General features: G+C 32.3%; 11 protein-coding genes, 4 tRNA genes and 3 rRNA genes. 17 read left to right on the top strand and 1 reads right to left on the bottom strand.

What is annotated here, in order from left to right; translation table 11 throughout:
- Positions 1 to 30 precede the first annotated feature (30 nt).
- From ATH_RS07040 to ATH_RS06980, 13 genes are all read left to right on the top strand, one after another.
- Positions 31 to 246, top strand: coding sequence for a YdcH family protein (locus ATH_RS07040; RefSeq protein WP_066181702.1), 216 nt, complete (start codon positions 31 to 33; stop codon positions 244 to 246).
- A 131-nt stretch (positions 247 to 377) separates the two neighbouring features.
- Positions 378 to 2,942 (top strand): DNA gyrase subunit A, encoded by a 2,565-nt coding sequence (gyrA, locus tag ATH_RS07035; RefSeq protein ID WP_066181707.1) that lies wholly within the window; start codon positions 378 to 380, stop codon positions 2,940 to 2,942.
- Positions 2,942 to 3,979, top strand: coding sequence for an aspartate-semialdehyde dehydrogenase (locus ATH_RS07030; RefSeq protein ID WP_066181710.1), 1,038 nt, complete (start codon positions 2,942 to 2,944; stop codon positions 3,977 to 3,979). The genes gyrA and ATH_RS07030 overlap by 1 nt, the downstream gene beginning before the upstream one ends.
- Positions 3,980 to 4,492, top strand: coding sequence for a YqhA family protein (locus ATH_RS07025; RefSeq protein WP_171017429.1), 513 nt, complete (start codon positions 3,980 to 3,982; stop codon positions 4,490 to 4,492).
- A 10-nt stretch (positions 4,493 to 4,502) separates the two neighbouring features.
- A complete protein-coding gene (gene hemE / locus ATH_RS07020) occupies positions 4,503 to 5,540 on the top strand; it encodes a uroporphyrinogen decarboxylase (RefSeq protein ID WP_066181713.1) in 1,038 nt (345 codons plus the stop codon).
- Positions 5,541 to 5,654: 114 nt separating this feature from the next.
- Positions 5,655 to 5,729: transfer RNA gene (locus ATH_RS07015), tRNA-Asn, on the top strand.
- Between the two features lie 19 nt (positions 5,730 to 5,748).
- Positions 5,749 to 5,823 (top strand) — tRNA-Asn (locus ATH_RS07010).
- A gap of 230 nt (positions 5,824 to 6,053) precedes the next feature.
- Positions 6,054 to 7,571 (top strand): 16S ribosomal RNA (locus ATH_RS07005).
- Positions 7,572 to 7,669: 98 nt separating this feature from the next.
- Positions 7,670 to 7,746 (top strand) — tRNA-Ile (locus ATH_RS07000).
- Positions 7,747 to 7,760: 14 nt separating this feature from the next.
- Positions 7,761 to 7,836 (top strand) — tRNA-Ala (locus ATH_RS06995).
- 270 nt (positions 7,837 to 8,106) lie between these two features.
- A 23S ribosomal RNA gene (locus tag ATH_RS06990) occupies positions 8,107 to 11,020 on the top strand.
- Between the two features lie 146 nt (positions 11,021 to 11,166).
- Positions 11,167 to 11,283: ribosomal RNA gene (gene rrf / locus ATH_RS06985) — 5S ribosomal RNA — on the top strand.
- Together the 16S, 23S and 5S rRNA genes with 4 tRNA genes alongside form the textbook arrangement of a ribosomal RNA operon.
- A 217-nt stretch (positions 11,284 to 11,500) precedes the next feature.
- Positions 11,501 to 11,770, top strand: coding sequence for a ComEA family DNA-binding protein (locus ATH_RS06980; protein WP_066390186.1), 270 nt, complete (start codon positions 11,501 to 11,503; stop codon positions 11,768 to 11,770).
- Positions 11,771 to 11,830: 60 nt separating this feature from the next.
- On the opposite strand, the gene ATH_RS06975 is transcribed toward ATH_RS06980, so the two are convergent.
- On the bottom strand, positions 11,831 to 12,142 hold the full coding sequence (locus ATH_RS06975; protein ID WP_066174630.1) for a F0F1 ATP synthase subunit C: 312 nt from the start codon (positions 12,140 to 12,142) through the stop codon (positions 11,831 to 11,833).
- A gap of 166 nt (positions 12,143 to 12,308) precedes the next feature.
- Between ATH_RS06975 and ATH_RS06970 the strand changes: the two genes are divergently transcribed.
- The 4 genes from ATH_RS06970 (at position 12,309) to ATH_RS06955 (ending at position 17,563) form a co-directional block, all read left to right on the top strand.
- Positions 12,309 to 13,847, top strand: a complete 1,539-nt coding sequence (locus ATH_RS06970; protein ID WP_066185002.1) for a hypothetical protein — start codon at positions 12,309 to 12,311, stop codon at positions 13,845 to 13,847.
- A gap of 87 nt (positions 13,848 to 13,934) precedes the next feature.
- Positions 13,935 to 15,260, top strand: coding sequence for an imelysin family protein (locus tag ATH_RS06965; RefSeq protein WP_066185001.1), 1,326 nt, complete (start codon positions 13,935 to 13,937; stop codon positions 15,258 to 15,260).
- 3 nt (positions 15,261 to 15,263) lie between these two features.
- Positions 15,264 to 16,625 (top strand): di-heme oxidoredictase family protein, encoded by a 1,362-nt coding sequence (locus ATH_RS06960; RefSeq protein ID WP_066185000.1) that lies wholly within the window; start codon positions 15,264 to 15,266, stop codon positions 16,623 to 16,625.
- Positions 16,625 to 17,563 carry an imelysin family protein gene (locus ATH_RS06955; RefSeq protein ID WP_228140841.1) on the top strand — a complete coding sequence of 313 codons (939 nt, stop codon included), beginning with the start codon at positions 16,625 to 16,627 and terminating at the stop codon, positions 17,561 to 17,563. Before ATH_RS06960 ends, ATH_RS06955 begins: the two co-directional genes overlap by 1 nt.
- Positions 17,564 to 17,565: the final 2 nt, after the last annotated feature.

Here is a 17,565-nt window from a genome sequence, read left to right as displayed (position 1 = left end):
CCAAAATTAAATTTCAAACAAGGATAATAAATGCTTCACGAACATAGAGAAACAATCGCAGAATTAAGACAAAATGATACTCGTTTTGCAAAAGTATTTGATAAACATAATGATTTAGATCATGAGATAATTAATTTAGAAAAATCACATGCAGATGAATTCTTGATTGATACAAAAAAGAAAGAGAAATTAAAATTAAAAGATGAAATCTATTCTATGATTGTTAAATACAACTCAGAAAAATAATTCAACACAAACTTACTTAATAAAAAGGAGGGATAGTTTTATCCCTCCTTTTTTTATCTCCTTAAATAAAGCAGAACTAAGCATCATTTAGATATAATCAAGTCAATTTTTTATTATAAAGGCCTTAGTTTATGGAAAACCTTTTTGAAAATCAGGATATTATAGATGTAAATATTGAAGATAGTGTAAAAACTTCTTATTTAGATTACTCGATGAGTGTTATTATTGGACGAGCATTACCAGATGCTAAAGATGGATTAAAACCAGTTCATAGAAGAATACTTTATGCAATGCATGATTTAAATCTTACTAGTAAAACTGCATATAAAAAATCAGCAAGAATTGTAGGTGATGTTATAGGAAAGTACCATCCACATGGAGACAGTTCTGTTTATGATGCTCTTGTAAGAATGGCACAAAATTTCTCAATGAGAGCACCATTGGTAGATGGACAAGGGAACTTTGGTTCAGTTGATGGTGATAATGCAGCTGCTATGAGATATACAGAAGCTAGAATGACAAGAATTGCTGAAGAGGTATTAAGAGATCTAGATAAAGATACAGTAAATTTTGTACCAAATTATGATGATACTATGAAAGAACCAGCAGTTCTTCCTACAAGAGTTCCCACACTTTTATTGAATGGAAGTGAAGGAATAGCAGTTGGTATGGCTACAAAAATTCCACCACATAATTTAGCTGAACTTCTAGATGCAATTTTACATTTAATAGATAATCCAAGTGCAGATGCAAATGAATTAATGGATTTTGTACAAGGACCAGATTTCCCAACAGGTGGAACAATCTTTGGAAGAAGAGGAATTATTGATGCTTATAATACAGGACGTGGAAGAGTAAAAATAAGAGCAAAACATCATATTGAAACTAGAGCAAAGAAAGAGATAATTGTAATTGATGAATTGCCATATCAAGTAAATAAAGCAAGATTAATAGAACAAATAGCTGAACTTGCAAAAGACAAGCAAATAGAAGGAATTTCAGAAGTAAGAGATGAATCTGATAGAGAAGGAATTAGACTTGTAATTGAGCTTAAAAAAGATGCAATGGCTGAAATTGTTTTAAATAATCTATACAAATCAACTCCTATGGAGACAACATTTGGAATTATTTTACTTGCAGTTTATAATAAAGAACCAAAAGTATTTAATCTTCCTGAAATTTTAAATATTTTCTTATCACATAGAAAAACTGTAATTATTAGAAGAACAATATTTGATTTGGAAAAAGCAAAGGCAAGAGCACATATCTTAGAAGGTTTAAAAATCGCTGTTGATAATATTGATGAAGTTGTAAAAATTATAAGATCAAGCTCAAATGATGCAGATGCAAGAGAGAAATTAGAAGCTAGATTTGATTTAAGCCAAATTCAATCACAAGCTATTTTAGATATGAGATTAGGAAGACTAACAGGACTTCAAAGAGATAAATTAGAAGCAGAATATCAAGAGTTATTGGTATTAATAGCAGAACTAGAGTCGATTTTAAGAAGTGAAGAAAAATTAAATGAAATTATTAAAGAAGAATTAAATGAGATAAAAGAGAAGTTCTCAAATCCAAGAAGAACAGAAATTGAAGATTCATATGATGAAATTGATATAGAAGATTTAATTCCAAATGAGCCAATGGTAGTAACAATTACACATAATGGATATGTAAAAAGAGTTCCTATAAAATCTTATGAAAGACAAAAAAGAGGTGGTAAAGGTAAAGTTGCTGTTACTACTCATGATGATGATTTTATTGAAAGATTTTTTGTAAGTAATACTCATGATACTTTAATGTTTGTTACGAATATGGGACAGCTTTATTGGTTAAAAGTTTATAGAATTCCTGAAGGAAGCAGAACTGCAAAAGGAAAAGCAGTTGTAAACTTAATTAACTTAAGAGCTGATGAAAAAATAATGGCAATTATTCCAACAAGTGATTTTGATGAAGCGAAATCTTTAGCATTCTTTACTAAAAATGGAGTTGTAAAAAGAACTAGTTTAGCAGAATTTAGTAATATTAGAAGTAATGGTGTAAGAGCTATTGTTTTAGATGATGAAGATGAAATAGTAACTGCAAAAATTGCAAATGCTGATACAAAATATTTAATGGTATTTACAAGCCTTGGACAATGTATTAGATTTGAAGTTGATAAAACAAGAGAACAAGGAAGAAGCACAAGAGGAGTAAGAGCTATTAAGTTTAAAATAGATAGCGATTTTGTTGTTGATGCTGAAATTATTGATAATGAAGAACAAGAGATATTAACAGTTTCTGAAAAAGGAATAGGAAAAAGAACAACAGTTGAAGAATATAGGCTTACAAATAGAGCTGGTTCAGGTGTTATTGCTATGAAACTATCTCCTAAAACAGGAAATATTATAGGTGAAGTTTTAGTTGATGATACACAAGATTTAATGCTTTTAACATCTATTGGAAAAATGATTAGAGTTGATATGCAAACAATTAGAAAAGCAGGAAGAAATACAAGTGGAGTAATAATTGTAAATGTTGATAAAGATGACAAAGTTGTATCAATTGCAAAATGTCCAAAAGAAGATGAAGAGATAGAATTAGATGAAAATGGAAATGTGATTAGATACAACGAAGATGGAGAGATAATAGAAAATATTAATGAAACTCAATCAGATATTTTTGAAAATGAATTAGAAAATAAAGAGGATGAATAATGAGAAAATTTAATGTCGCAGTTGTTGGTGCTACAGGAGCTGTAGGAGAAGAACTTTTTAGAGTTATGGAAGTTTTTAATTTTCCAATAAATAAACTTGTACCATTAGCAAGTGCTAGAAGTGCTGGAAGTAAAATAGAATATAAAAATAAAGAAGTTACTGTATTAGAATTAACATCAACAGTTTTTGAAGAACAAGAAGTAGAAATAGCATTTTTTTGTGCAGGTGGAAGTATTTCTGAAGAGTATGCAAAATTTGCAGTAGAAGCAGGAGCAGTTGTTATTGATAATACAAGTCATTTTAGAATGAATCCAAAAGTTCCATTGGTTGTTCCTGAAGTAAATCCAGAAGATATTAGACTTTGGAGAGAGAGTGGAATTATTGCAAATCCAAATTGCTCTACAATTCAAATGGTTCAGAGTTTAAAACCACTAGATGAACTTTATGGGATAAAAAGAGTAGATGTTTCTACTTATCAAGCAGTTTCAGGTGCAGGAAAAGCTGGAATGGAAGAGTTGGTTCAACAAATGCAAGATTTTTTTGCTTTTAAACTTGATGAAAGTGAAATAAAAGCATTTGCACATCAAATCGCACTTAATGTAATTCCTCAAATAGATGTTGCTATGGATAATGGATTTACAAAAGAAGAGATGAAAATGGTTAATGAAACTCAAAAAATTATGCACAAAAATTTTGAACTTTCAGCAACATGTGTAAGAGTTCCAGTTCTAAGATCTCATAGTGAATCACTGACAGTTACATTTAATGATGAAGTTACTGTTGATGTTGATGAAGTTAGAAATGCTTTAGCAAATTTTGAAAATATTAAGCTTATTGATGATTTAGAAAATAAAAAATACCCAATGCCTATAATTTCTACTGATACGGATTACACTTATGTAGGAAGAATTAGAAAAGATATATATGCATCAAATATTGTTCATTTCTTCAATGTTGCAGATCAAGTAAGAGTGGGAGCTGCTACAAATGCAGTTAGAATTGGATTAAAATGGATAGAGCTAGAAAGCGAAATTTAAATGATAAGTAAATTTCTAGAAAATAGTTTATGGAAAAGTAGATTTATAGTTATATTAGCTGTAATCTTTAGTTTTATGGGTTCAGTAATACTTTTTCTTGTTGCAAGTATAGATGTTATAAATGTAGCAAAAATGGTTATAACAAGTCTAGTAAGTGGAATTCACCCCGAACATTTTCATGAAGATATAGTTTCAGGAGTTATTGAAGCTATTGATTTATATCTTATTGCAATTGTACTTTTGATTTTTTCTTTTGGAGTTTATGAGTTATTCATATCAAAAATAGATGCTGCTTGTTCTCCAGATGATTGTAATTCAGTTCTAAATATAAGTTCACTTGATCAATTAAAAGATAAAATTGCAAAAGTAATAATAATGGTTTTAGTAGTAAATTATTTCCAAAGAGTTCTACATACTAGCTATGAAACTCCATTGGAATTACTCTATTTTGCTTTAGCAATTGTTGCTTTAGCTATAGGACTTTACTTTACAGGTAAAGTTGGAAAAAAATAAAAGGAATAATATGTCAAAAATTTTTGTAGATGCTTGTTTTAGGAAACCAACTCCCTATACACCTGTTTGGATGATGAGACAAGCAGGAAGATATTTAAAAGAGTATATGGAAGTTAGAAGAAAAGCTGGTAATTTTTTGAATCTTTGTCATAATCCAGAGATGGCAGCAGAAGTAACTATTCAACCACTTGATATTGTAGGAGTTGATGCAGCAATTTTGTTTAGTGATATTTTAGTTATTCCAAATGAAATGGGTATGCATTTAGAATTTGTTCAAGGAGAAGGACCAATATTTAGAGATCCAATTAAAAATGAGTCAGATTTAGATAAATTAATTGGTGGTGAAGAAGCTGCTAATAAATTAACTTATGTTTATGAAACAATTAAACTTCTTAAAACTCAATTACCAGAAGATAAAGCCTTAATTGGATTTACAGGAGCTCCATGGACATTGGCAACATATATGATAGAAGGACAAGGTACAAAAACATATAATTTATGTAAAAAAATAATGTACTCAAATCCAGAATTATTACATAAAATTTTAAGAAAACTTACAGATATTATTAAGTTATATTTAGAAAAACAAATTCTCGCAGGTGCTGATGTTGTTCAGATTTTTGATTCATGGGCTGCAGCTATCGAACCAGGAAGATATGATGAGTTTTCATGGAAATATATGGTTGAAATCTCAGAGTATATAAAAACAAAATATCCACATATCCCAGTAATTATGTTTCCAAAAGGAATACCTTCATTTATAGAAAGAGGTATGGTATATGGAAATTTTGATGTATTTGGTGTAGATTGGGGAACTCCAATGGCATTAGCAAAAGAAAAGCTAGGAGATAAATATGTTTTACAAGGTAATATGGAACCTTGTAGGCTATATTCAAAAGAAGAGACAACAAAATGTGTTGAAGCAATACAAAATGTTATGCAAGGAGAGGGGCATATTTTTAATCTAGGGCATGGTATTTTACCAGATGTGCCAGTAGAAAATGCAATTCACTTTATAAATGAATGTAAAAGAGTTAGTAAAAAGTAGGTAGAACTTCGATAAATTCTGAATTTTATACGAAATTAAGAATTTATCTTAAAAACTCTTGACAATTGTTTTTTTATTTACTATAATTCCACCCCATTAACGAAGAAGAATGTTTCCGGCATAGCTCAGCGGTAGAGTAGATGACTGTTAATCATTTGGTCCCTGGTTCGATCCCAGGTGCCGGAGCCACTTTTTTGATAATATTTAATCCGGCATAGCTCAGCGGTAGAGTAGATGACTGTTAATCATTTGGTCCCTGGTTCGATCCCAGGTGCCGGAGCCATTTTGTATTTTTTAGTAAAAAAATAAGTTCTTTAAAATCTGATAGGTTTTTTTTAGAGAGTAATCTTTATAAACCGAATATATAATTGTTAAAAAAATAAAAATTTGTACAAGTTAGTATTTATAGAGATATAAATATGATAGAAACTTGTCTATAAACTTTTGAGTGATAATTTTGTAATTAAGTAATTAAAAACAAAAAAGTCAGATTCAGACATCAATAAATAAAAATTTATGGAGAGTTTGATCCTGGCTCAGAGTGAACGCTGGCGGCGTGCTTAACACATGCAAGTCGAACGAGAACGGGCTATAGCTTGCTATAGTTGTCAGCTAAGTGGCGCACGGGTGAGTAATGTATAGGTAATATGCCTTTTACTAAGGGATAACAGTTGGAAACGACTGCTAATACCTTATATTCCTAATATGCAGAAGTATATTAGGGAAAGATTTATCGGTAAGAGATTGGCCTGTATTGTATCAGTTAGTTGGTGGGGTAATGGCCTACCAAGACTATGACGCATAACTGGTTTGAGAGGATGATCAGTCACACTGGAACTGAGACACGGTCCAGACTCCTACGGGAGGCAGCAGTGGGGAATATTGCACAATGGACGGAAGTCTGATGCAGCAACGCCGCGTGGAGGATGACACATTTCGGTGCGTAAACTCCTTTTATATAAGAAGATAATGACGGTATTATATGAATAAGCACCGGCTAACTCCGTGCCAGCAGCCGCGGTAATACGGGGGGTGCAAGCGTTACTCGGAATCACTGGGCGTAAAGAGCATGTAGGCGGATTGATAAGTTTGAAGTGAAATCCTATAGCTTAACTATAGAACTGCTTTGAAAACTGTTAATCTAGAATGTGGGAGAGGTAGATGGAATTTCTGGTGTAGGGGTAAAATCCGTAGAGATCAGAAGGAATACCGATTGCGAAGGCGATCTACTGGAACACTATTGACGCTGAGATGCGAAAGCGTGGGGAGCAAACAGGATTAGATACCCTGGTAGTCCACGCCCTAAACGATGTACACTAGTTGTTGTGAGACTTGATCTTGCAGTAATGCAGTTAACACATTAAGTGTACCGCCTGGGGAGTACGGTCGCAAGATTAAAACTCAAAGGAATAGACGGGGACCCGCACAAGCGGTGGAGCATGTGGTTTAATTCGACGATACGCGAAGAACCTTACCTGGACTTGACATAGTAAGAACTTTCAAGAGATTGATTGGTGTCTGCTTGCAGAAACTTATATACAGGTGCTGCACGGCTGTCGTCAGCTCGTGTCGTGAGATGTTGGGTTAAGTCCCGCAACGAGCGCAACCCTCGTGTTTAGTTGCTAACAGTTTGGCTGAGAACTCTAAACAGACTGCCTACGCAAGTAGGAGGAAGGTGAGGACGACGTCAAGTCATCATGGCCCTTACGTCCAGGGCTACACACGTGCTACAATGGGATATACAGTGAGCTGCGATACAGTGATGTGGAGCAAATCTTATAAAATATCTCCCAGTTCGGATTGTAGTCTGCAACTCGACTACATGAAGTTGGAATCGCTAGTAATCGTAGATCAGCTATGCTACGGTGAATACGTTCCCGGGTCTTGTACTCACCGCCCGTCACACCATGGGAGTCGAACTCATTCGAAGCGGGGATGCTAAAGTAGCTACCTTCCACAGTGGATTTGGCGACTGGGGTGAAGTCGTAACAAGGTAACCGTAGGAGAACCTGCGGTTGGATCACCTCCTTTCAAAGAAAAACTATTAATATTTGCTTATTAATAGATAAACAATTAACAATATATGTTCGGTTTATAAAGGTTATTTAGAGAAACACATGTAGGTGAAGGGGCCTATAGCTCAGCTGGCTAGAGCGCTCGACTGATAATCGTGAGGTCTCAGGTTCAAGTCCTGATAGGCCCACCATTAAATAATCTTTTGGGGAATTAGCTCAGCTGGGAGAGCGCCTGCTTTGCACGCAGGAGGTCAGCGGTTCGATCCCGCTATTCTCCACCATATATGTGAAAAAGAGATTAGATATAAGTTTTTAAGAGAGATTAAGAATTTATATCTGGTTTCATAACTAGAGTGATATTTAAAAATATAATGTTAAAGTCTTTAAAATTTTTTCGTAAATTTAAATAGAGATATTTGAGTTTAAAAATAAATTTCATATCAATAATGATATAACACAACTAGATTATTAGATGTATGTTTAATAAGATAGTAGCCAAAGAATATTATCAAATTATAAATATATATTAAGTATATATATTTATAGGCAAAAAATAAGCTATTAAGGGCTAATGGTGGATGCCTTGACTGTAAGAGGCGATGAAAGACGTATTAGGCTGCGATAAGCCTCGGGGAGCTGCCAAAGAGCTTTGATCCGGGGATTTCTGAATGGGGCAACCCAATATATAGAGATATATATTACCCTGCGGGGAGCGAACCTGGTGAAGTGAAACATCTCAGTAGCCAGAGGAAGAGAAATCAATTGAGATTCCCATAGTAGCGGCGAGCGAACTGGGATTAGGACAAACCCTATACTTGTATAGGGGGTTGTAGGACTATAATGTGTAATTAAAGAGAATAGAAGAATTAGTTGGAAAGCTAAAGCATAGAAGGTGATACTCCTGTAATTAAAATTCTCAATAATACTAATAGTATCCTGAGTAGGTCGGAACACGTGATATTTTGACTGAAGCTGGGGGGACCACCCTCCAATCCTAAATACTACTTACAGATCGATAGTGAACAAGTACCGTGAGGGAAAGGTGAAAAGTACTGCAGCGAGCAGAGTGAAATAGAACCTGAAACCATTAGCTTACAATCATTCAGAGCCCTATGATTTATCAGGGTGATGGACTGCCTTTTGCATAATGAGCCTGCGAGTTGTGGTGTCTGGCAAGGTTAAGCCGAGTGCGAAGCCGTAGCGAAAGCGAGTCTTAATAGGGCGACATAGTCAGATGCTGCAGACCCGAAACGAAGTGATCTATCCATGAGCAGGTTGAAGCTGGTGTAAGAGCCAGTGGAGGACCGAACCCGCTGACGTTGAAAAGTCTTGGGATGACTTGTGGATAGGGGTGAAAGGCCAATCAAACTTCGTGATAGCTGGTTCTCTCCGAAATATATTTAGGTATAGCCTTGTGTAGTAGCATATAGGGGTAGAGCACTGAATGGGCTAGGGCTGCTTACCGCGGTACCAAACCCTATCAAACTATGAATACTATATGTGTAATCACAGGAGTCAGGCGGTGGGTGATAAAATCCATTGTCGAGAGGGGAACAACCCAGACTAACAGCTAAGGTCCCTAAGTTACATCTAAGTGGAAAACGATGTGGAGTTACTGTGACAACCAGGAGGTTGGCTTAGAAGCAGCCATCCTTTAAAGAAAGCGTAACAGCTCACTGGTCTAGTGATTCTGCGCGGAAAATATAACGGGGCTAAGATGTACACCGAAGCTTTAGATTCAATTTTTAATTGAGTGGTAGGAGAGCGTTCTATTCAGCGTTGAAGGTATACCGGTAAGGAGTGCTGGAGCGGATAGAAGTGAGCATGCAGGCATGAGTAGCGATAATTAAGGTGAGAATCCTTAACGCCGAAAACCCAAGGTTTCCTACGCGATGCTCGTCATCGTAGGGTTAGTCGGGTCCTAAGTCGAGTCTGAAAAGAGTAGACGATGGCAAATTGGTTAATATTCCAATACCAACATATAAGCGCGATGTGGGGACGCATAGAGTTAATCGAGCACACTGATGGAATAGTGGGTCGAAGGAAGTAGGTTGTTAAGTAGGAAAATCCGCTTAACATTAGACCGAGATCTTACAGGCTCTTGACACTCTTCGGAGGAGATGGAGAATCGATGATACTGTCGTGCCAAGAAAAGCCACTAAGTATATTATATGTTGCCCGTACCGTAAACCGACACAGGTGGGTGGGATGAGTATTCTAAGGCGCGTGGAAGAACCCTCTTTAAGGAACTCTGCAAAATAGCACCGTATCTTCGGTATAAGGTGTGCCTACTATGGTATAGAAACTTGCTTTCGAAAGCCAAAGAGGTTGCAACAAAGAGTCCCTCCCGACTGTTTACCAAAAACACAGCACTTTGCTAACACGTAAGTGGATGTATAAGGTGTGACGCCTGCCCGGTGCTCGAAGGTTAATTGATGATGTCAGCGTAAGCGAAGCATTTGATCGAAGCCCGAGTAAACGGCGGCCGTAACTATAACGGTCCTAAGGTAGCGAAATTCCTTGTCAGTTAAATACTGACCTGCATGAATGGCGTAACGAGATGGGAGCTGTCTCAAAGAGGGATCCAGTGAAATTGTAGTGGAGGTGAAAATTCCTCCTACCCGCGGAAAGACGGAAAGACCCCGTGCACCTTTACTACAGCTTGACACTGTAGCTTGGATATTCATGTGCAGGATAGGTGGGAGGCTATGATGACTAGACGCAAGTAGAGTCGGAGCCATCCTTGAGATACCACCCTTGAATATTCGAGTTACTAACTGCGATGAGTTATCCTCATTCAGGACAATGTCTGGTGGGTAGTTTGACTGGGGCGGTCGCCTCCTAAATAGTAACGGAGGCTTACAAAGGTTAGTTCAAAGCGGATGGAAATCGCTTGTTGAGTATAATGGCATAAACTAGCTTGACTGTGAGACCTACAAGTCGAACAGAGACGAAAGTCGGTCATAGTGATCCGGTGGTTCTGTGTGGAAGGGCCATCGCTCAAAGGATAAAAGGTACGCCGGGGATAACAGGCTGATCTCCCCCAAGAGCTCACATCGACGGGGAGGTTTGGCACCTCGATGTCGGCTCATCGCATCCTGGGGCTGTAGTCGGTCCCAAGGGTATGGCTGTTCGCCATTTAAAGCGGTACGCGAGCTGGGTTCAGAACGTCGTGAGACAGTTCGGTCCCTATCTTCCGTGGGCGTAGGAAAGTTGAAGAGATTTGTCCCTAGTACGAGAGGACCGGGATGAACCAACCACTGGTGTACCAATTGTTCTGCCAAGAGCATCGTTGGGTAGCCACGTTGGGATGTGATAAGAGCTGAAAGCATCTAAGCTCGAAGCCAACTCTAAGATGAACTTTCCCTGAAGTTCCCAGCAAGACTAGCTGGTTGATAGGCTGGATGTGTAATGGGTGTAAGCCCTTTAGCTGACCAGTACTAATAGAACGTTTGGCTTTTTTTATGAATTCTTTGGTTTTACTATCTTATTAAGTGTATACTTAGTAGTTTGTTTTAGACAATATTATATGAAGAAGACTTTAGCATTAGATTTAACTCAATCTGATTTGAGTATTAAGAGTTTGATATAAGCTTTTACTACTCAAATTTGTTGGTGGTTAAAGAGAAGTGGAAATACCCAGACCCCATTCCGAACCTGGTAGTCAAGCACTTCATCGCCGATAATACTGCAGGGTCCCCCTGTGGAAACGTAGGTCACTGCCAACTCTTGAGTATTTATTTTATATTTTACAAAAGCTTAGCTTTCTTTATATGTCTTTTTATAAAGCAAGCTAAGCTTTTTTTATACCCATACCCCAACAACTTCCCCTAATCTCTTAATAATTAAAAAATTAAGATTTGTAGTAAATCATAATAAATATTAAATCTATTATTTAACGATTATTTATGTTATAATTTTTTACATTCATACAAAGGAGAAATTATGAGAAAAATTGTTGTACTTATTATGTTGTTTGGTGCTTTGTTTTTAGGAGCTATTGATCTACAAACTGCTTCTAAATCAGAACTAATGTCTATTAAAGGTATTGGTGATAAAAAAGCTGATTCTATTATTGAATATAGAAAATCTAATACTATCTCTAAACCTGATGATCTTAGAAATATTAAAGGCTTCGGTGACTCTATTATTAACAATATTAAAAATTATATGGAAAATAATAATAAAAACCTAGACTCTATAAAAATAAAATAAAAAAAGCTAAGAAGTTAAAACTTCCTAGCTTTTAATTTTTATTATCTCTATAAATAGCTATTATAGGAATGGATTTGCATATAATGCAATCATTGCAATAACTAGAGCATAAATAACTTGTGCTTCAATCATAGCTAATGCAATAAACATTGTAGTCATAAGTTTACCACCTAGACCTGGGTTTCTTGCAGTTCCTGCAATTGTTGCAGCAGCAGTATTACCCATACCAATTGCTCCACCAAGAGCAGCTAAACCTAATCCAATACCAGCAGCAACTACAGAGTATGCTTTTAAAGTTTCATTAGCAACTGCTTCATCAGCAGCAAATGCGATACCAGCGATAGCTAGCATTAAAAGAACGATTTTTTTCATTCTAAAATCCTTATATAAATTTTTTAAAAGTCTGTTCGGCTTGCGTATCCCTACAAAGAACTTTTAACTCGATATTATACTCAAAATAATATAAAATATATCTAAATATGTAAATTTATTTTAAATTTGATATAATTAATCTCATTTTTAAGATTAAGAGGAAAAATTGAAAAAATTATTTATTGTGTTGTTTGTATTTATCTTTATATCTATTGGTGCTTTATATGTTGTTTTGTTTACAAAGAGTGGAAATTATTATTTAGCAAATTATATTGAACGAACTATAAACAACAAACAAAATGATTTTATCTTAGAAATTGATGAATTAATTATTAATCATAATTTATTAGTTTTTCAAGCTAGTTTAAATGAAAAATCAAAGATAGAAATCAAAGCAATTTTTTCTATTTTTGATCAAATTGCAGATGTGGAATATAAAGCAGATATTGAAAACCTTTCAATTTTTAATAATTTAGCTCAAATGGATTTAAATGGTGATTTAAAAGTTTTTGGTGAAGTAAAACATCAAGATAAAATTACAACAATTTCTGGGAAATCAAATATAGCAAAAAGTAAAACAGAATATGAGATTATATTAGAAGATTTTTTATTAAATAAAGTAAAAGTAAATATTTTAAATGCAAAAATTGATGATATTTTAGCAATAGTTAAACAACCAATATATACAAGTGGGAATATAAATTTATCTTCTGATTTAACTTACAATAGTAGTAAATTTTTTGATGGTTTAGTAAAAATTGATATAAAAAATGCAAAATTAAATAATAAAGTTATTGAACAAGAATTCAAGCAAATAATTAAACAAGATATAAATTATAGTTTACATATGGAAAATATATTAAAAGATTCATTAATAAATAGCAAAATATCTTTCTTATCAAATTTAGCAAATATTTACACAAAAAAAATGATTTTTGATACAAAAAGTTTTTTACTGAAAAGTGATTATAAATTAAGTGTAAGCGATTTATCAAAATTAGATGATTTTACAATAATTCCTCTTAGTGGTAATATTGTATTAGATGGAAATATATTTAAAGATAATAGTAGTTTAAAAGTAGATGGTTTTTCAGATTTAATTGGTGGAAAATTTAAATTAAATTTACTAAATAATGATTTAAATATAAATATAGATGGAGCAAATAGTAGAAAACTTTTAAATATGATAAACAAAAATGAATTTTTTGATTCTAAAATAGATTTAGATTTAAAATATAATTTAATAAGTTCATATGGAAATCTTAATGCAAAAATTGAAGATGGGCATTTTGTAAAGACAAAATTAACTCAAAAAATATATGATTTATCTAAAATTGATATAACTAAAGAGATTTATAAAGAGGGAATTCTTAAAAGTGAAATTAAAGATGATAAATTATTAAGTGATTTTCATATAAAAGCTGATAAAAGTATTATTGATTCTAAAAATGGGATAATGGATTTTAGAAAAAATGAAATTGATACAAAGTTAAATGTAAATTTTAATAAGATTAATTTTGCAATTTTATTAAGTGGAAATATTGATAATCCAGATTATAAGTTTGATATTAAAGATATTTTAAAAGATACTATAAAGAAAAATATTAATAATGAAAAAATTGATAAGAAGATCAATAGAATATTAGAAAAAAATGGTGTTGATGAAAATAAGGATGTACAAAATATAATTAAGTATCTTTTTTAAGCTATCTTGATAATTATTATCAATCCTAAGTTAAAGTAAAGTAAGATTTTGTTTTAATACCTAGAATAAAATATAAAGGTAAATAAAATGAAATTTGGAAAAAAACTTTCACTTTTATTGATAATTATGTTATCAATAACTTTTAGTAGTTGTGCAAATAAATCAACTAAAAGTAAGCAAGAAAAGATTGTAGAAAACTATGCAAAGATTGCTCAAGAAAACTACAAAGATGCTTTAGAAGATGCTAAAAAACTTCAAATTGCTATAAATAATTTTGTAGAGAATCCTACACAAGAATCTTATGATAATGCTAAATTAGCTTGGCTTGAATCAAGAGAATCATATGGAACAACAGAAGCATTTAGACTTTCAAATGGACCAATTGATAGTGAAGAAGAGTGGATCGAAGAAGCTTATGGAGCTTTAGAAGGACAAATAAATGCTTGGCCTTTAGATGAAAATATGATTGATTATATAATTGATGCAGATGGTAAAAGAACATCAGGAAATATAATCGATACTGTTGGAAAATTTAATCCAGGTGGAGAGGATTCAGAAGAAGTAGATGTTACTGAAATTACTAAAGAAGCTTTAACAGCCTTAAATGAAAATGGTGGAGAAGCAAATGTAAGTACAGGTTATCATGCAATCGAGTTTTTACTTTGGGGACAAGATCAAGATTATGAAAACTTCTTAGAAGATAAAATATCAAAAGGTGCTATGAATGCTGGACAAAGACCACTAAGTGATTTTACAAGTGATAAAGATTCTAAAAGAAGATTACAATATCTAAAAGTTGTTACAGAAAAACTTGTAGAAGATTTAGAGACGGTTTATAGTGCTTGGGAAGAAAAAATAGATGGAAATAGAGGACTTTATAAAGCTGTATTATTAAATGAATCAAAAGAAACAGAAAAAAATATTGATACTCAAACTGCATTAAAACAGATAATCTCAGGTATGGGTATCTTTATAAAATCTGAACTTGCAAATGAAAGAATTGCGGTTGCTGTTTTAACTCCAAGTGAAGAGGATGAACACTCTTGTTTCTCTGATAATACTCATAGAGATTTAGTAAAAAACTATGAAGGTTTTAAAAATATATTAACTTCTACTTATAAAGGTAAAAAATATGGAGATTCTTTATTTGATACACTAGAAGAAGAAGATAAACAAAGAATTATAAAACTTATGAGTTCTATTGAAGAAAAAATTGAGCAAGTTGATAGAGTTGCTAAAACGGAAGCACATTTTGATCATCAAATTAGACCAGAACATTATATGTCAAAAGTTTTAGTAAAATTAAAAAATGAGTTAAGAAAACTTGGAAATGAAATGGTAACTGTTGCAAAAGCAAATAATATATCTTTAACAGATGAAGATGTAACAGATCCTGAAGAGACAAAACTATAATATATGATTAAAAAGATTATATTTTTTAAAGCCCTTACAATAATATTTTGTACAGGGCTTTTTTCTTTTGATAATATAGAAAATAGATATATATCTTCTTCAAAAGATTCTAAATTATTATTAAAACAAAGAGATAAATTAGAGGATGAAGAGATAGATAAATTTATATTAGGACGAAGTTTTTTTAATATTCCTTGGGTAAAAGCACCAAGTAGTACAAGAGCAAGAGATGGTTTAGGACCACTTTTTAATGCAAATTCATGTATTTCTTGTCATCCAAATAATAGTAGAGCTATGATTATTAGTGATGAAGGAAAAGCTTTAAGAGGATTATTAGCAAGACTTTCAATAAATAGTGATGAAGATAAATATAAAGAAATAATTTACAAAAAAGGTTTTATTCCAGATTTAGTTTATGGAGAACAACTTGCTATAAATGGAGTTTATGGTGTACCTTTTGAAGGAAATATAAAAATAGATTTTGAAGATATTGAAATTGTTTTTCCTGATAAAACAAAAACTGTTTTAAGAAAACCAAAGTATAGTTTAGAAAATCTAAATTATGGAAATTTATCAAAAAATACGCTTGTTTCATATAGAGTTGCTCAATCTCTAAATGGAATGGCATTAATAGATTTAATTGAAGATGAAGAGATATTAAAAAATCAAGATTTAGAAGATAAAAACAAAGATGGAATAAGAGGAAAAGCAAATTTTGTATATTCTCCTATTTCAAAAAAGTATGAATTAGGGAGATATACTCATAAAGCTAGTGTTGCAAAACTAAAAGAACAAGTTGCTTTTGCAGCTTCAAATGATATAGGACTTACATCTAGCATTGAATCTGATAAAAAGTGCACAGAGTTTCAAAAAGAGTGTTTAGAAGCTCCAAAAGGATTAGATGAAATAGATTTACCTGATTTTAGATTAGATGCTATTACTTTTTATTTAAAGAATATAAAAACATATAGTTTAAATAAAAATAGTGAGATTTATAAAAATGGCTATAAGATATTTGATATATTATCTTGTAATAAGTGTCATATAAGTAGTTTTAAAACAAAATTAGGTTTTGAAGTTAAACCATTTTCAGATTTTTTACTTCATGATATGGGGGAAGATTTAGCAGATGGAAGAGTAGAGTTTCTTGCAAATAAAAATGAGTGGAGAACAGCTCCACTTTGGGGAACAGCATTAAATATTAAAATTAATAAAAGAGCAAATTTCTTACACGATGGAAGAGCAAGAAATGTTGAAGAAGCTATTTTATGGCATGGAGGAGAGGCAAAAAATAGTAAAGAAGCTTATATGAATTTAGATAAAAAAGATAGAGAAAAATTAATTAAATTTTTAGAGGAGTTATAATGAAAAAACTAATAATAGTTGCTTTATTTGCAATAAATTTATTTGCAAATAGTAGTGTATTTCAAAGTATTTTAGGAAATGTATCTATAAATGATACAAATAATGCAATAAATAGTGCAAAAGCTTTGCAAAAAGGTATAAGTAAAGAAAACTTTAAAAAGTTTTTAAAAGATTGGAAAAGTGTTGAAACACTTTATTTAGCTGGAGAGTTGGATTATGATTATATTGATACTCCAAGATTTATTGATGTTTTTAATAACTTAAAAGAGGATCTAAATTCACAAATGCAAAGAGTTATAGATTCTTCTAAAAATGTTCAAACATCTTTATATAAAAACTCATTTAAAACGATAAATGCTTTGGAATATGTAATTAGTAAAAAAGAGTTAAATAGTAGAGATAAAGAGATAATAAAAGTTATTTTGGACTCTATAATTTCACATTTAGAAGATATAAAAGAGGTTTATGAAGCTTATTTAACAAATCCTACAAAAGATGAAAAAGAAGAGATAGCAATTTTAGTAAATAGTTTAGTTGCTTCTTCATATAGATTAAAAGAGTGGAGAATAGGAAACCCAGCTGGATTATCTACTAAGTATAAGAATGATCAAAAAAATAATAGAGCTGAATATTTTCTAAGTCAAAACTCTTTTGAGGCGATAATCTCAATTTTAGAAACTCAATTAAAAGTTGTTGATAAACAAGAATATAAAAATCTTTATAGTTTTTCATATGAAAAAAGTGCAAAAGAAGAGATTGATAAAGTATCAAATACTATAAAACAGACTTTAGAAGAGATAAATAAATTAAATAAAGATGATTTTTCGAATGCTTCAAGAATATTTGAATTAGCATCATATATTCATGATTTATACTATATAACTATTATTGAAAAACTTGCTTTAAAACCTGAAATATTAGATGCTGATGGAGATTAGGA

Source organism: Aliarcobacter thereius LMG 24486, from assembly GCF_004214815.1.
Lineage (GTDB): Bacteria > Campylobacterota > Campylobacteria > Campylobacterales > Arcobacteraceae > Aliarcobacter > Aliarcobacter thereius.
This window is presented reverse-complemented; position numbering and strand designations above follow the sequence as displayed.

What these genes read in the sequence shown, in the direction of transcription:
- ATH_RS06955 (WP_228140841.1), top strand. Translation starts at nt 16,625, where the DNA reads ATGAAAAAACTAATAATAGTTGCTTTATTTGCAATAAATTTATTTGCA.
- ATH_RS06960 (WP_066185000.1), top strand. Translation starts at nt 15,264, where the DNA reads ATGATTAAAAAGATTATATTTTTTAAAGCCCTTACAATAATATTTTGT.
- hemE (WP_066181713.1), top strand. Translation starts at nt 4,503, where the DNA reads ATGTCAAAAATTTTTGTAGATGCTTGTTTTAGGAAACCAACTCCCTAT.
- ATH_RS06975 (WP_066174630.1), bottom strand. Translation starts at nt 12,142, where the DNA reads ATGAAAAAAATCGTTCTTTTAATGCTAGCTATCGCTGGTATCGCATTT.
- ATH_RS07040 (WP_066181702.1), top strand. Translation starts at nt 31, where the DNA reads ATGCTTCACGAACATAGAGAAACAATCGCAGAATTAAGACAAAATGAT.
- ATH_RS06980 (WP_066390186.1), top strand. Translation starts at nt 11,501, where the DNA reads ATGAGAAAAATTGTTGTACTTATTATGTTGTTTGGTGCTTTGTTTTTA.
- ATH_RS07030 (WP_066181710.1), top strand. Translation starts at nt 2,942, where the DNA reads ATGAGAAAATTTAATGTCGCAGTTGTTGGTGCTACAGGAGCTGTAGGA.
- ATH_RS06965 (WP_066185001.1), top strand. Translation starts at nt 13,935, where the DNA reads ATGAAATTTGGAAAAAAACTTTCACTTTTATTGATAATTATGTTATCA.
- gyrA (WP_066181707.1), top strand. Translation starts at nt 378, where the DNA reads ATGGAAAACCTTTTTGAAAATCAGGATATTATAGATGTAAATATTGAA.
- ATH_RS07025 (WP_171017429.1), top strand. Translation starts at nt 3,980, where the DNA reads ATGATAAGTAAATTTCTAGAAAATAGTTTATGGAAAAGTAGATTTATA.